We start from the raw sequence: 14,255 nt of genomic DNA on the forward strand, positions 1-14,255 counted from the left end.
TCTATAGGTGTAGCATGATACGGCCATTTCGACTTAGTGCCAACTTGTATCGGAAATACGTTGCATGCTGCGAGAGGCTCTGATTCAAACGAACGTTCTTCCCATCATTTCGCTTCTTATGCTTGTGGTTTTGATGGCAATTCCTCAGGTCGCGAACTCAGAAGAGCTAAGCGATGCTGACCTTTTCGCCGCTGTAAACAAGCAAACCAACACCTTCTCACGGGTCCGAAAGCTTTATGTCTTTCCGCCTGGCAGGAACAAGCGGATTACATTTGTTCGAACCGATACACACAAGCTGTACATCATTGATACGGCTGAGGATTTGGTCTTCTATGTTTCCGCTGGCATTGGAATTCCAGAAAAAGCAAAACGCAAAATGGACGCCTATCGCGCGGAGTTCGCTCACGTGGTAAAGAGCACCGTACAGGATGCCGTTCGCAATCATGACGACAAGATGCGTGCCAAGGTCGTTGAAATATTTACTCCCAAAGTCGCCAATATCCAGCCTAAAACAATTTCGGACCCACCTCCGCCAACACTCGATTCGTACCACATTAGCTACGCCGCTCTTAAGGGAAAGCACAACTTTCCCAGCGACTTACCGCTCACGGCAAAAGTAATTGTGGGAGACAACACCTACAGCCTAAAAACGACGCTTCAATACTACAGCTTGCCAAACATGCGTGTGATTACCAATTAGATTAAGACAGGGAATCCACTAATCCCCCTACACTCACCAAAACACCAACATGCCCACTGCAGCTTTCACCACTTCTAGGTAAACAACTTACACAAATGATACGCCTGTGCGGTCTTATCAAGCACGGCGGGGTTACCAGTTGTTCAAAACAGGTAATCTATAACGGAAACGGTACGAGAAAACCCGTTTTGACCTCTGATTTCCGATAAGTATTGTATTGAGCCAAATGCAGCATGCGGTGGCATTTCGAACCATACTTTAGGGAAATTAGGGCGGGCAGTCATGCGATTTACTGAGGGAATCACGGCGGCCATTTTATTTACGGTCATCTCGTTGAGTGGTGCTGCTAGTTCGGCTAACGCTGGTGAGCTGTACGATCCTTGCGACCTGTCGTGTGCGACGACATGCTGTGGGGACGATTCCATCTGCGGGTGTTCGTCTTGCGGCGGTTGCTCCTCGTGTGGTGGATGTGGTGCAGGCATGCTCGATCTGCTACACCCCAGCGATCACTGCTTCGACGACTTCATCAGCCCGATGATCAACTTCGTGTTCTTCGAAGACCCTCGTACCGTCACCGAGCTTCGCCCGATCTTTGTCAATCACTGGGTACCCGGCACCATCGGCAACAACATTCCCGCCGGTGGAACCGTGCAGTTGTATGCCGCCCAATTCCGCGTAGCGCTGACCGACCGCCTGAGCGTGATTGCCACCAAAGACGGCTTTATCGTCGACAACACTGAAGGCGGGCTCGATGGCCTGCTAGACGACGGTTGGGCTGACGTCTCGGCCGGTCTGAAGTACAACCTGCTGCGTGATCCTTGCTCCGGCACCATCGTTTCGACCGGCTTCACCTACGAGCTTCCCGTGGGAAGCAGCGATGCTCTGCAAGCCCAGGGCGACGGCGAATTCCACCTGTTTCTGACTGGCGGTCAGCGTCTGTGGAATGGTGATGCCCACATCCTGTCGAGCGTTGGCTACCGTTTGCCGGTAGACTCGAGCCTGCAGACTTCGGCAATTCACTGGTCGAACCACTTCGACGTTCGATTGACCGACCGTGTTTACCTGTTCACCGAACTCGCCTGGTGGCATTGGACCGACGATGCTTCGCAAGGTGCCGCACTAGGTGTGGCAGGGCACGACCTGTTCAACTTGCGTGTTAACGACGTCGCCGGCAATAACCTGGTCACGCAGAACGTCGGTATGCGATACAAGCCAAACGGCCATCTTGAAACGGGCGTTGCCTACGAGTTCCCACTGACGGGCTTCGAAGACATTACCCAAAGCCGACTGACGGTCGACATGATCTTCCGCTACTAAAGCTTGAATCACTCCGATTCCGCCGCTAAAAGCCGCTTGAGTCATCAAGCGGCTTTTTTTACGCTTGGTCTGGCCGCGAACCTTCCCCCTGGGGCCGTTGTCATCGGGGTTGTTTCTCCGGCGTTTCCCTTGAGAATCGTGCATGACCGACCAGCAGTTTCTGAGTGCATTTCTATCTTGCTCGCTTCCACCTGAAGAGTGGACGCATCGAGCGCACGTTAGGGTGGCCGTGTTGATCGCTTCCCGCAATCCGTGGGCAGATGCGGTCCGCGAGATTCGATCGCGGATTCAAGCCTACAACGCGGTAACCAATACGCCGGAAGAGCTTGAACGGGGTTATCACGAAACGATGACTCTGGCATTCATGAGATTGATCTACGCGGCATTCCTTCAGGACGGCTGTTTCTCGACGGCAGACGCCTTCATGGAACGTCATCCTGAACTCCTGGAAAAGAAGGTTCTCTTACAATATTATTCGCGCGAGCGGATCTTAACGTGGGACGCGAAACGGCGGTTCGTGTCTCCCGACATTCAGCCCCTTCCCAACTTCAAAGGCGAGACGATGCCTGAGCATCTTACGTTAGAGCAATTACACAGCGGCCTACCTCATATCCAACAATCACCGCGCGACGAAGGGGTACTGAAAGCGATCGTCATTCGCCCCAAGACCGACGAGCGAAGCCAATTAGCCTACTGCGAACTGAGTCTTGAAGGAGGAGTACACGGCGACAACTGGGCATTGGGCTGTTGGAAATCGCTGCCGGATGGATCGCCGCATCCGGACGTACAAATCGCGATCACCAATTCGCGAGCGATCGACCTGATTGCCGGGGACTCGGGACGATGGGCGTTGGCTGGCGATAATCTGTATGTCGACTTCGACCTGTCCGAAGAGAACTTACCGGCAGGGCAGCAACTGGCAATCGGCGAGGTAGTGCTGGAAGTCACCGAGATCCCACACAACGGCTGCCGGAAGTTCTCGGACCGTTTCGGAGGCGACGCGTTGAAGTTTGTGAACTCCTCGGTTGGCAAAGAGCTGCATTTGCGAGGCATTTACGCCCGCGTGGTAAAGTCGGGTATCGTGCGCGTTGGTGATGAAATCCGGAAACTAACAGCCACTTAGGCGGGGTACCGGGCCCGAGATGCCGTGGAAATACCAGTTTCTTGGCATGTTTACCAGAATTTCCCGTAAGACGGCCAAGAAACAGACAAAGAATAGGTACAAACCAGTCCGAACCACTCCACCCTCCACCTCTTCTTCGATCCCCATGAATCACCGCACACTGCTGATCCTTTGCCTGTTTACCTGCTTCGCTTCAATTACCGACGCCGCCGACCGCAAGCAGCCCAACATCATTTACATCATGCTCGACGACGCCGGGTACAACGATTTCGGCGCGATGGGATCGAAGCATGTGCAAACGCCAGTCTTCGATCGCATGGCCGCCGAAGGGATGCGATTCACCGATCACTACAGTGGATCGTGCGTATGCGCACCGACTCGCTGCGTATTAATGACCGGTCTGCACACGGGGCATTGCCGACGACGCGACAACCAGGCAAGTGCCAATCGCAATAAAACCGACGAAAACGGTCTGGTCTTTCTACAGGATGAAGACCTCACCGTAGCCGAAGTGATGAAGCAAGCAGGCTACGTGACCGGCGGGATCGGCAAGTGGGGCCTGGGCAACCCAGGCTTTGCCGGTTCGCCCGACAAGCAGGGATTCGATCACTTCCTGGGCTATCTCGATCAAATGCACGCTCATTCGTATTACACCGACTGGCTCTGGAATGACGGCCAGCGGATGGAGACCAATAAGCGATACTCGCACTACATCTTCGAGGAAGACACTCTACGATTCATTCGCGAAAACCAGGGCAAACCGTTCTTTCTTTACCTGCCGTACACCTTGCCGCACGGCAAGTACGAAATCCCTGCGGATGATCCGGCATATCAGATCTACCAAGATAAGAATTGGCCCCAAGAGGTGAAGAATTACGCCGCGATGATCACCCGGGCCGACATGACCGTCGGAAAGATCCTGGACCTGCTGAAAGAACTCGACATCGACGACAACACCATCGTGTTCTACACCTCAGACAATGGCCCCAATCCGCCGTTTGTGAATCATCTTGAGTCCAACGCTCCGCTGAGCGGCATCAAACGCAGCTTAAAGGAAGGAGGCATTCGAGCAGCCATGACGGTTCGCTGGCCTGGCGTCGTGCCTGCTGGTGAGACGAGCGATTTCGTGTGGGACATGCGCGATGTCTTTCCGACAGCGTGCGATCTAGCTGGAACCGAGGCACCTTCCCATCTCGACGGAATCTCGGTGCTCCCGACGCTCAAAGGTGAATCGCAAGCGGCACGCCCGCACATGTACTGGGAGTTCCCCTTTCGCTCGCAACAGGCCGTCCGGATGGGTAAGTGGAAAGGATACCGCGAAGGGACCGAGTCACCACTGCAGTTGTTTGACCTGACCAGTGACCCTGCCGAGAAGCACAATGTCGCCGGCAAACACCCCAAGATCGTGGAGCAAATGGAGACGATCATGGCCCAGTCGCATGTTCCCAGCGAGTTTTGGCCGCTGGACTCTGGCAAGAAAAAAGGGAAAATGAAGCGGTAACCTGCCGCCGCTCCTGCCCTAAGAAAGCCCGCCATGATTCGCTACCTGATTTCGCTACTCTTCTGCGCGCTTTCCCTTTCATCGCTCGTCGCAGATGAAGTCCCGTGGCTGGCCGAGGTGAATACGCCGCCTGCCGAACTACTTGCTACCGAACAGATCGGGCATCCAGAGGCCTTTGTCCGTCAAGCATGGCCGCAGCAGCACACCAAAATCCGCGACCAGTGGAAAGCGTTTCTCGGAGCTTACTCGTTCCCTGATCTTCCCTTAAGGATGGAAACGCTAAAGGAAGAGCGTCTCGAACATTGCACGCGGCGACTGATTCGCTACCAGGCCGAACCAGGCCGCATGGTGCGAGCGTACGTGTTGATTCCTCACGACCATGCCGACGAGAAGCTACCAGCCATCGTGGCGTTTCATGGAACGAACCCACGGACGTTTGACAAGCTGGTTGGCCTCGACGCCGAGCCGGAACGTCACATGGGCTTGCGGCTGGCCGAGCAGGGATTCGTGGTAATTTGTCCCGAGAACTTTCTATGGGAAAAGGACTCGTACAAGGCCTCCACCGAAGCGGCCCTGAAGAACCATCCCAGTAGCAAAGGAATGGCCGTCATGCTGGCCGATGGGATGCGAGCGGTCGACGTGCTGCTCCGCTTCGACAACGTCGATCCCCAGAGAATCGGGGCCTACGGGCATTCACTTGGGGCGAAAGAAGCGTTCTACCTGATCGCGATGGACGATCGAATCCGCGCGGCGGTGGCCAGTGAAGGGGGAATCGAGATCGGCTTCAGCAACTGGGATGCCGTGTGGTACTTGGGAAGTGACGTGAAGCAGGCAGGCTTCGAGCGGAAGCATGAAGAGCTAGTCTCGCTGATCGCTGGTCGACCGTTTCTCGTGCTCGGTGGAGAAACGGGCCGCGGCTGTGCTGATGGCGAGCGCAGCTGGCCAGCACTTTACCATGGGCACGAAATCTGGAAGGCCTGCTGGCCCGAACCCGTACGGATCGGGCTCTTGAATCACGGGCAAGGTCACTCGTTGCCATGGAACGCAGGCGAGAAAGCGATCCAGTGGCTGACGGCATACGTGGCGAAACGTGCGGCGGAGTAATCCGCTTTTCGTTTCAACCCAGGCGAAATGCGTGTTACGATAACCGCTCTTCGGTCGATTTCCCCCTGCCAAAAGCGAGCCTGCCTGATGCGTTGCCTTGCGATTCTTTTATTGACAACGATGTGCCCGGCCCATGTGCTTCTGGCGGGTGATCTTGCCGTCGACAGCGACTTCTCAAGCGGGTCGGCAAAAGTCATTGAGATCGATCAAAAGAATCGCATTATTCGTATTGAGCCAGAAGCGAATCCCGAGCGTGGCTGGGAATGCTGGTGGTACATGCAGGTTACCGGCATCGAGCCTGGCGAAACAATCACGATCGACGTCGGCAGTGCCCCTTGGGCCACACCCAATCAGGCCGCTGTGAGTTCCGACAATCGGACCTGGCAACAATCGTCCGCAGGCAAGCGAGACGGAAAACGCATTGCCTACCAGCATAAGGCCGAAAGCGAGACTTGCTGGTTTGCCTGGGGACCACCATTCACAGTAGAAGATGCCCAGCGTCTGGTCGACCAGTCGGCTAAGAATAGCCCACATGTTACCTCCTTCGAACTGTGCCAAACGCGTGCAGGCCGGACGGTCCCTGCTTTGCGTGTGAAAGAAGAAGGAGTGCCTGACGAGCAGCGAAAAGGGATCTGGATTCAAGCACGGCAGCATGCATGGGAATCTGGTTCGAGTTGGGTTTCCCGTGGCTTTGTCCAGTGGCTGCTGAGTGACGATCCGCGCGCGACGACGCTACGTCAGAAATCGCTCATCACTATTGTCCCGGTGATGGATATCGATAATGTCGCAATCGGAGCAGGGGGGAAGAACCAGATCCCGCAGGATCATAATCGCGACTGGAGTGACAAACCGCACTGGAATAGCGTGAAAGTGGCCCAGCAACAGATCCTCGAGCAAGACAAAGCCGGGCAGTTCGACTTGTTCGTCGATCTGCATAATCCCGATGCGGGAGCCAAGAATCCTTACTTCTACACCACGACGTCCGACTACCTTTCCGAGGAAGGGAATCGCAATCTTCAGCACTTCCTGGCAACTTCACGTCTGGAAATCACCGGCCCCTTGGCATTCAAAGGTGAGACGCGCGAATCAGGTCCAAGCTACGATAAGAACTGGACTCAGATCAGTAAGAACTGGGTTACCAAGAATACGACCAAGGGCGTTGTGGCAGTAACGCTCGAGACAGCCTGGAACACACCGCATAGCAACCAGGAAGGCTACATGACCGTCGGTCATCAACTGGGACTGGCTATCGAGCGTTACTTCCGCACGATGCCGTAGCGTCACGCCGCGTTACTTCGGCGGCGAGAACTGGCTGATTAGCGATTTCTTTTTGTCATCGGCTTCGAATACATGCAGCCCGAATTTTTGGGCGAGCTCTTCAAAGACCTTGATACCGCGCACGCTATTTCCCTTGACATCGAGCTTTGGCGAGAACGTCCCGATACCACCCTGCCCAGGAATCACGGCGACGATACCACCTCCGACGCCACTTTTTGCGGGAATGCCGATACGGTAAGCCCACTCGCCGGCGTAGTCGTACATGCCGCAGGTATGCATCACGCTGAGCAGGTCTTTCACATATTCGGCGTCGATCGCCCGCACACCGGTAATCGGATTCACGCCGCCGTTAGCCAGGGTCGCCCCCATCACTGCCAGGTCGTGGCAGGTAACCAGCAAACTGCACTGTTGAAAGTAAAGCTCCAAGGTTTCGTCGAGTCGATCGCTGACCATGTCGAAATTGAGCATCAAGTGACCAATCGCTCGATTTCGATGGCCGGTCATTCGCTCTGATGTGAAGACCGAGTTGTCGACGTAAACGGTGCGTCCGCAGTATCGACCGAACATCTCGATCATCCGCGTGACTCGCTCGGGGTAGTCCTTGCCGTCGACCAGGTCGGCCGCAGCAATCGCCCCGGCATTAATCATCGGGTTGAAAGGGCGATTGGCGACTTGATCGAGCGTGATGGAATTGAAGGCCTCGCCAATGGGCTGCACGCCGATCTTAGAAAGGACGTGCTCGCGGCCGTGGTCTTCCAGGGCCAGGCCAAACATAAACGGCTTCGAAGCAGACTGTATCGTGAACTGCTGATCACTGTCCCCTACATCGATCGCCTGACCTTGCACGGAAACGGCTGATATACCAAACCAGGCAGGGTTGGCCTTGGCCAGTTCCGGGATATAGCTGGCAACCACGCCGTCATCAAGCGACGCGTACTTTGCGTGAATCTCTCGCAAGACCTCCCGCAACGGGGATGCAGCGGATTTCATCCGCGTAAGCAAAGCATCCAAATGCGACAGGGGCTCATCGGTACCGTTTTGAGAGGAGTTCATACAGTTTTCCCCACGCCACTACTTGATCAGCGAGTTGGCGACTAGATTCAACTCGCGGGTGAAAGGATGCTCGGGATAACGATTAACGAACAAACCACTACTGGCCATGCGTACCAACTCAAAATTAAGCGGCAGCAGGGCCAGCACTTCAGCGCTGTAGATCGTTTCCACCTTATTCTTGAGTTGGGCTCTATCCATTCCCGGAGGAATCTTGTTGACGATCAAAGAGACCTCGCTTACATCGAGCCGTCGGGCCAACTCCAACGTGACCGAGCTGCCCTGAAAGTCTTGCTGATCGGGACGCAGCACCAGCAAGAGACGGTCGGAGATGACAATCGATAACAGCGTTTCTTCATTCACGCCGGGATGCGTATCGATTAGCAGGAAATCGAGATTCAGCTTTTGAATCAATCGTTTGAAACCATCGTTAAGCAGACCGACATCGTAACCTTCTTTCAGGACACGACCGATCTCACTTGTCTTGATGCTCGCCGGCACCAGGAACACCCGTGGGCGTTCGTCGCCGGCAGCGACATTGCCAATCGCCGCATCGGTTACATCGTAAGCGGCATCCTCGATCTGACAGTCTCCCCACAAAAAATCATTCAAACAGTGGGTAACACGATCTTCGGTCAGATGAAAGACGACGTGGATACCAGGGGACTGGATGTCCGTATCCACGATTCCCACGCGATAGCCGGCTCGGGCAATCGTGACTGCAAGATTCGCAGTTACGTTCGACTTTCCCGTCCCTCCGCGAAAGGAGTGAATAGAAACAATTTTCGACACGCTAAATTTTCCCGGAGAGTAGGACTTGAAGCGATAACACGGAAGCAAATCGAAAGGATAATCCGGCGACTACTGGTCCTTCATCTTGCGAGCTCGTTCCTGTAATTCTCGAAAGACTTCGGTATCGGCAATGTTTTTGACTTCCTCTTCCAGCTTGCTTTCGTCGACCATCAAAAAATCGAGTGCGATCGGATCGATTTCATTCAGTGTCTGCAGACTCGAAACCGATTCGCTGGAAGTCGAAAACTGAAAGGATGGCCCGTTAGGCCCCAACTGAAAGATCGAATGGTCACTTAGCAGTTCGTCGTTAATCATCATCCCGTCCAGGACCGTTCCATTACGCCCCAAAGAAACGATTGCCCAATTGCCATCCCGCAGCAGCAACTCGACATGAACTCGAGAGACCTGCGGATCGGCCAGGCTGATATCGTTCTCGGCTGCTCGTCCGATCGTGACGCGACGGCAATCGGTGAAGTTCCACGTTTGAATCGCATGCCCTCGTGAAGAATCGAGCAACTTGAGTGTAAAGGGAATAACCACCCCGTCGGTTGCATTTCCCATGAACCGCCTCGTTCGTAAGGATTACCTAGGTTGAAAACTCCCTGTATGCAAGTTGCGTACCTCTCGATGCAGTGGCGCTATTTTCTTTTCACAACATTCAAGAAAGAAAGGATTTACGGTACAGCAACCGATTCTTGGTCTAGCCTTACGCTGCCCAATATGAAGGCATCCGTCCAGTGAAAGAAGAAAAGCTGCTCATAAATGCGAGGGATGGCCTTCGCCCCGAAAGAGCGAGGCGAAGGCCTGAGCAGGTTCGTTCGTCCGCTTACTTCGAGAGTTTCTTCTTGGCGGTGGTAATCCCTTTGCTCACTGTATCGAACGCTTCGGCCGCGTCCATCTTAGCCAGTAATAGAAAGGCTTCGCTAAGGACGCGTTTGGTTTCCGCCACGGTGATTTCAGTTTTATCGGTATCAACGTTTCGAGAAACTTCGTTGTAGAAATCATTCAACTTCATGGTGCTTTCCTTTTACGCCAGGGTGTAGTGGTGACAGAGACCTGCCGTAATGTAACGGAATTCATCCCTCAAGTCATGGTTTCATTTAGTGGCTTCTAGCGGGATGCCGACGAGTCCTGGTTTTGCTCGACGATCTGCAACAAATCGCGGCTATCCATGATGGAATTCTTACGGGCTAGATACTGCGATTCGACTTCACGAAGTGAAACCTTCTGCCCTCGCTGTACGAGCATGATGTAAGCCTCGGTCACCAGCTTCACATCCGAACCGCGAAGCCGCATACCGATAATGTCGAAGAGGGATGCCTTGCCGCCGGACAAGAACACCTGAAGCCACGGGCGAAAGATATTAAACACGGTGGAAACCCAGTACAGGATTACCGCCAAGAGAAGGCCAGTGAGAATTCCGTAGACAAAGCTTGGTACATCCATTGTGCTGGCCCAGTCAGAAGTGTGCGAAAACAACGATGATGATAACGCAGAAAAGTCGCAAACAAAATCAAAGCTTAAAATTCGCATCTGGGATGGCGATCGACTACGATACCCACAGAACACACCTACTCTTTCTCCTCCACGAGAGTCACCATGCTGAATATTCGCCCCGCGTTGGCCTGCCTGCTGTTATTCGCGACATCCGCTTTCGCCGCTAAGCCTGAAGGGAAAGCTACCGTCTACAAGACTGTCGACGGCCGCGAACTAAAGCTCTATGTCACCAAGCCTGAAAACTGGAAGAAAACCGATAGCCGTCCGGCGATCGTCTTCTTTCACGGCGGCGGCTGGGTGGGGGGTGCCCCAGGACAATTTACCGAACACAGTAAGCATTTGGCCGAGCACGGTATGGTGTGCGTTCAGGTCGAGTACCGCTTGCTCGATCGCAAGAACGACGACCCGCCAGTCATCTGCACCGAAGATGCTTTGGACGCGATGCGTTGGGTCCGCTCGCACGCGAAAGAACTAGGCATCGACTCCGATCGTATCGCAACAGGTGGCGGATCGGCTGGTGGGCATCTGGCCGCTTACCTGGGAACAGTCGACCAGGCGAAACAAGAGGTATCGACCAAACCAAACGCGATGGTGCTGTTCAATCCGGTGTACGACAACGGCCCCGGTGGCTGGGGCACGCAGCGTGTGAAGGATCGCTACAAGGAATTCTCGCCCGCCCACAACATCAGCGCCGACGATCCGCCGTCGATCGTGTTTCTTGGTTCCAAGGACAACCTGATCCCAGTTGCCACTGCCGAGCGGTTTCAGAAAGAGATGAAAGCAGCAGGCGTCAACAGCGAACTTCGTGTGTACGAAGGACAAGGGCACGGCTTCTTCAACCATGGCAAGGACAATAACCGCTGGTACAACGAAACAGTCCAAGAGATGGACAAGTTTCTCTCCGCGCTCGGTTGGGTTCAGTCCGATAACCAATAGGCAAGTTATGGTTGGATGGGGATGCGATCAGCCAGGGGCGTTTCCCCGCGGATCATCTTCGTCCCTTCGCCGGTCAGGCGTAGGTACCAATCCGACGGTAGCCCTTCGTAGGTTGCGAAGTTAGCTTCAGGTGGAGGATCGTTCGTCACTTTGAAGATCGCGGTGGCCTCGTCGACTTCGTCGAACATCGCAACATAGGCCATCCCGCTTCCTAGCTTTTTCGCCGCGACGAACTGCTCCCAGAAGAATGCGCCACCGCGTCGATCGATGGTGTCTCGTTCAGCCCGGGGACCTTTCAGATTCGTCCAATCAAACCCCGGATAGATGACCGGCAGGTACTTGGCACCTGCCTGCTGCGCGGCAGCGAAATCTTGTTGCCAAACATGGGTATTGGCAATCTTCTTTCCCCCGCGTCTTTCGATATTCCCTACGTTCCAGGGACTGATCACGTCAAGCTTGCCAAACGCGGAGGCCCAACTCGCGTTGCTCTCGCTTCGCCAATCAGGCGGGACACCGCCAACGACCGTTGCCCGGTAGGGTCCCTCTTGATGAAAAAAGTCGATCAACTGATGCGCGATGTCGGCTGAAAAGCGATCGGGATATAGTCCCCAGATGAAAACAACCGGCAGCCCATCGTGATCGAGGTAGCGCTCGTCACGTGTGACTTTCCGTTCGTCGCAAAGCTGCTTCCAATCGTCGGTCAGGCGGCCCACGATACGTTCAGTCGGATACCCCGACAAGTCGTAGCAGACGGCAAACGTCCGTCCGGTATCTTTGGCCGACGTTCGAACGTGTTCCAGAATAGTATCGAAGGAGGGCTGACGAAGGTTGACCAGAAAGCGTTGTACGAACACTCCATCGATGCCGTATTGCTGCATCCACTGAAAGTGCCGTTGGATCGTTTTCTGGTGCACGCTGCTGTACAGGTAGGCAGGCCGGCCATTGGGATACTTTATGCCAGGAACAGCGTACATTTCCGAAGGAGTGAACTCCGACAGGTCAGGCCACATCTGGAAGGTCATCGACTGAGGGGTGATGGTAGGGCGGCGGCTCCAGTGTTGCCACGCCGAATTGGTTCCGTCATCTGGGCAGCGGAACCAGGCCTGATAGCCGCACATGACCTTGCCGTCGAGCGTGGTCGCATCGACCGGCGGTAGCTGCTGGGCCATAACAAGACTCGCCGTAAAGCTGATCACGATCAAGCACACCGCGATCAGCAACTTACGGAACGAGCAGGAAAGGGAAGGCAGGTCCCAGGTAAGCATGACGACTCCTTAGCGGTCTCAATCAAAGCGTCTTGTGGCAGGCCTTACTTCCGCGCCGCCACCGCTTCGATTTTACCACTTGAGACGCTGGAAATCTTAGGCTCATCAGACTCGGCAGATTCCTCGCCAGCGATTTGATTCGAGGCTTCCTCTGCTGACTTAGGTGCCTTGAGCGACTCCAGGAACTTCAGAATGGCCACTTGCTCCTTCTCACTAAGCTGAGCGAAGTTCGCCCGGGAAACCATCGCTTCCCCTCCGTGCCATTCAATGGCAGCGCGAAGTGTTGTAGCTCGACCGTCGTGCATGAAGGGGGCTGAATCCGCAACGCCCCACAGCGGCGGCGTGCGGAATTCTTTGTAGTGGTTCTGTTCTTCGATGGAATAAAACTTACGTGTCTTTGTGCTGGAAGCGATATCCGCAATGGTGTTAGGCTCAGAACCGTAGTACTGGGGCATCGGGAATGAAATTTGGGTTTCCCCAGCCGTCACAACGGTTTGCTTAACGCGTTGGGCAGGCACCGGATCTTCGAACTCCGATCCCATGTCATGCAGTAAGAAGTCGGAGAATACATCGTTGAGCTGACCGACGTCTTTCACGTGACACTCGGCACAACCAATCGCGTCAAACAGCACGGCTCCTTGATTCACGAAACTGCGTTCGTTGGGATCCTCTGGTATGACTTGCTCTGGGCGGGGGAGCGACCGGACAAAAGCCACCAACTGATCAGTTTGCTCTCTGGTGAGATCGATGCCTTTGTTCTGATAGTCTGGTTTCAAGGGGTCTTTCGATTGATTCATCTCTTGAACCTGCAGACCGACTTCCGCAGCACAAGCACCTTTGACAAAGAGATCAAGATCTTCCAACTGACCTCGCCAGCCGAAACGGCCTGTGAAGCGGCCCGAGACGCCGTTGTTACTTTGCTGCTGCTGCCGCGCGATTGCTTCGATTTCGCCATCGTCAATCAACGTATCGATCAGATGGGCCCCAAACAGTTGGGGAGGGTTTCGTTCGGCCAAAGCATATTGCATATCGTGATCGTGAATCACCAGCTTTAGTGGCAGCATCGTGATTTCGGAAATGCCGCGACGATTGAGCATTCTGCGAATCCGACTGCGTGACTCAATGGTTTCATCCAGTGGCGTGGTTACCTTGTCATGCACTTCGGCGTACTCAGGCGTCGTGCTATAGCGGTGCAATAGAATACCGGTGAAATAGCGTCCCTGGGCATCGACGAATTCCGGATGCATATTCTTCAAGCGACTGAGGAACGTTTTAGCAGTCCGCACGGTGGGTTCGCCAGGTTCAGGGACAATAGCCAGCATCTGGGCGTTGTGGTCTTTCGGGCCACTACCTCCCACGCCCCCCTGGGCATGACAAGCCACGCAGCTGGTCGCGTTGTACAAAGGTCCCAGTCCGTCTCCGTTGGGACTTAGCTTATCGTTCGGCTGCCACTGGTGAACAAATAGTTCGCGGCCGCGAGCCACCGTTTCGTCCGTGGGATCGAACTGAGCGAAGAGAGAGGGACTGATTGTAAGAAGAGCACCTAACGCGAGAAGCGACGTAACGCGAGCCATTTGAATTCCCTTTTCCAACAAAGCAATGGGGCAACCTGAAGAGAGGGACTGCTTCCCCCCTTATGTATGCGATTGCTACTTTGCTTGCAATCATTTTGCACAGACAATCGTATGCAAA

14 protein-coding genes are annotated in these 14,255 nt (G+C 54.5%); 7 read left to right on the forward strand and 7 right to left on the reverse strand.

The annotated features are described in order from the left end of the window. The first annotated feature begins 64 nt into the window (after positions 1 to 64). From C5Y96_RS21930 to C5Y96_RS21955, 6 genes are all read left to right on the forward strand, one after another. On the forward strand, positions 65 to 700 hold the full coding sequence (locus C5Y96_RS21930; RefSeq protein WP_105357869.1) for a hypothetical protein: 636 nt from the start codon (positions 65 to 67) through the stop codon (positions 698 to 700). 282 nt (positions 701 to 982) lie between these two features. Beyond that, the gene (locus tag C5Y96_RS21935) at positions 983 to 2,017 is read left to right on the forward strand and encodes a hypothetical protein (protein ID WP_315850666.1); all 1,035 of its coding nucleotides are present in this window, start codon (positions 983 to 985) and stop codon (positions 2,015 to 2,017) included. A gap of 142 nt (positions 2,018 to 2,159) precedes the next feature. Next, on the forward strand, positions 2,160 to 3,140 hold the full coding sequence (locus C5Y96_RS27630; protein ID WP_199188757.1) for an MOSC domain-containing protein: 981 nt from the start codon (positions 2,160 to 2,162) through the stop codon (positions 3,138 to 3,140). Between the two features lie 145 nt (positions 3,141 to 3,285). Further along, positions 3,286 to 4,641: an arylsulfatase gene (locus tag C5Y96_RS21945; protein ID WP_105357872.1), complete on the forward strand. Its 1,356-nt coding sequence runs from the start codon at positions 3,286 to 3,288 to the stop codon at positions 4,639 to 4,641. 33 nt (positions 4,642 to 4,674) lie between these two features. Further along, entirely contained in the window at positions 4,675 to 5,745 is a 1,071-nt protein-coding gene (locus tag C5Y96_RS21950) for an alpha/beta hydrolase family protein (RefSeq protein WP_105357874.1), read from the forward strand. An 87-nt stretch (positions 5,746 to 5,832) separates the two neighbouring features. Then, entirely contained in the window at positions 5,833 to 7,023 is a 1,191-nt protein-coding gene (locus C5Y96_RS21955; RefSeq protein ID WP_158261360.1) for a M14-type cytosolic carboxypeptidase, read from the forward strand. Between the two features lie 12 nt (positions 7,024 to 7,035). Here the strand turns inward: C5Y96_RS21955 and glsA are convergent, their stop codons facing one another. From glsA to C5Y96_RS27490, 5 genes are all read right to left on the reverse strand, one after another. Further along, a complete protein-coding gene (gene glsA, locus C5Y96_RS21960; RefSeq protein WP_105357878.1) occupies positions 7,036 to 8,076 on the reverse strand; it encodes a glutaminase A in 1,041 nt (346 codons plus the stop codon). An 18-nt stretch (positions 8,077 to 8,094) separates the two neighbouring features. After that, positions 8,095 to 8,865 (reverse strand): MinD/ParA family protein, encoded by a 771-nt coding sequence (locus tag C5Y96_RS21965; protein WP_105357880.1) that lies wholly within the window; start codon positions 8,863 to 8,865, stop codon positions 8,095 to 8,097. Positions 8,866 to 8,934: 69 nt separating this feature from the next. After that, positions 8,935 to 9,426 (reverse strand): FHA domain-containing protein, encoded by a 492-nt coding sequence (locus C5Y96_RS21970; RefSeq protein WP_105357882.1) that lies wholly within the window; start codon positions 9,424 to 9,426, stop codon positions 8,935 to 8,937. Positions 9,427 to 9,691: 265 nt separating this feature from the next. After that, entirely contained in the window at positions 9,692 to 9,880 is a 189-nt protein-coding gene (locus C5Y96_RS21975; RefSeq protein ID WP_105357884.1) for a hypothetical protein, read from the reverse strand. Positions 9,881 to 9,975: 95 nt separating this feature from the next. Next, a complete protein-coding gene (locus C5Y96_RS27490; protein ID WP_114322201.1) occupies positions 9,976 to 10,398 on the reverse strand; it encodes a flotillin-like FloA family protein in 423 nt (140 codons plus the stop codon). Positions 10,399 to 10,464: 66 nt separating this feature from the next. On the opposite strand from C5Y96_RS27490, the gene C5Y96_RS21985 reads away from it, so the two are divergent. Next, positions 10,465 to 11,298 (forward strand): alpha/beta hydrolase, encoded by an 834-nt coding sequence (locus C5Y96_RS21985; RefSeq protein WP_105357889.1) that lies wholly within the window; start codon positions 10,465 to 10,467, stop codon positions 11,296 to 11,298. 5 nt (positions 11,299 to 11,303) lie between these two features. On the opposite strand, the gene C5Y96_RS21990 is transcribed toward C5Y96_RS21985, so the two are convergent. Together C5Y96_RS21990 and C5Y96_RS21995 are read right to left on the reverse strand one after the other, a co-directional pair. Further along, positions 11,304 to 12,563 (reverse strand): glycoside hydrolase family 71/99-like protein, encoded by a 1,260-nt coding sequence (locus C5Y96_RS21990; protein ID WP_105357892.1) that lies wholly within the window; start codon positions 12,561 to 12,563, stop codon positions 11,304 to 11,306. A 44-nt stretch (positions 12,564 to 12,607) separates the two neighbouring features. Further along, the gene (locus C5Y96_RS21995; RefSeq protein ID WP_114322202.1) at positions 12,608 to 14,137 is read right to left on the reverse strand and encodes a di-heme oxidoredictase family protein; all 1,530 of its coding nucleotides are present in this window, start codon (positions 14,135 to 14,137) and stop codon (positions 12,608 to 12,610) included. Positions 14,138 to 14,255: the final 118 nt, after the last annotated feature.

The organism is Blastopirellula marina (genome assembly GCF_002967715.1).
Classification (GTDB): domain Bacteria; phylum Planctomycetota; class Planctomycetia; order Pirellulales; family Pirellulaceae; genus Bremerella; species Bremerella marina_B.

Bases quoted from the DNA above. Each gene is read 5' to 3' on its own strand.
- C5Y96_RS21930 (WP_105357869.1), top strand. From the start codon at position 65: ATGCTGCGAGAGGCTCTGATTCAAACGAACGTTCTTCCCATCATTTCG.
- C5Y96_RS21935 (WP_315850666.1), top strand. From the start codon at position 983: ATGCGATTTACTGAGGGAATCACGGCGGCCATTTTATTTACGGTCATC.
- C5Y96_RS27630 (WP_199188757.1), top strand. From the start codon at position 2,160: ATGACCGACCAGCAGTTTCTGAGTGCATTTCTATCTTGCTCGCTTCCA.
- C5Y96_RS21945 (WP_105357872.1), top strand. From the start codon at position 3,286: ATGAATCACCGCACACTGCTGATCCTTTGCCTGTTTACCTGCTTCGCT.
- C5Y96_RS21950 (WP_105357874.1), top strand. From the start codon at position 4,675: ATGATTCGCTACCTGATTTCGCTACTCTTCTGCGCGCTTTCCCTTTCA.
- C5Y96_RS21955 (WP_158261360.1), top strand. From the start codon at position 5,833: ATGCGTTGCCTTGCGATTCTTTTATTGACAACGATGTGCCCGGCCCAT.
- glsA (WP_105357878.1), bottom strand. From the start codon at position 8,076: ATGAACTCCTCTCAAAACGGTACCGATGAGCCCCTGTCGCATTTGGAT.
- C5Y96_RS21970 (WP_105357882.1), bottom strand. From the start codon at position 9,426: ATGGGAAATGCAACCGACGGGGTGGTTATTCCCTTTACACTCAAGTTG.
- C5Y96_RS21975 (WP_105357884.1), bottom strand. From the start codon at position 9,880: ATGAAGTTGAATGATTTCTACAACGAAGTTTCTCGAAACGTTGATACC.
- C5Y96_RS27490 (WP_114322201.1), bottom strand. From the start codon at position 10,398: ATGCGAATTTTAAGCTTTGATTTTGTTTGCGACTTTTCTGCGTTATCA.
- C5Y96_RS21985 (WP_105357889.1), top strand. From the start codon at position 10,465: ATGCTGAATATTCGCCCCGCGTTGGCCTGCCTGCTGTTATTCGCGACA.
- C5Y96_RS21990 (WP_105357892.1), bottom strand. From the start codon at position 12,563: ATGCTTACCTGGGACCTGCCTTCCCTTTCCTGCTCGTTCCGTAAGTTG.
- C5Y96_RS21995 (WP_114322202.1), bottom strand. From the start codon at position 14,137: ATGGCTCGCGTTACGTCGCTTCTCGCGTTAGGTGCTCTTCTTACAATC.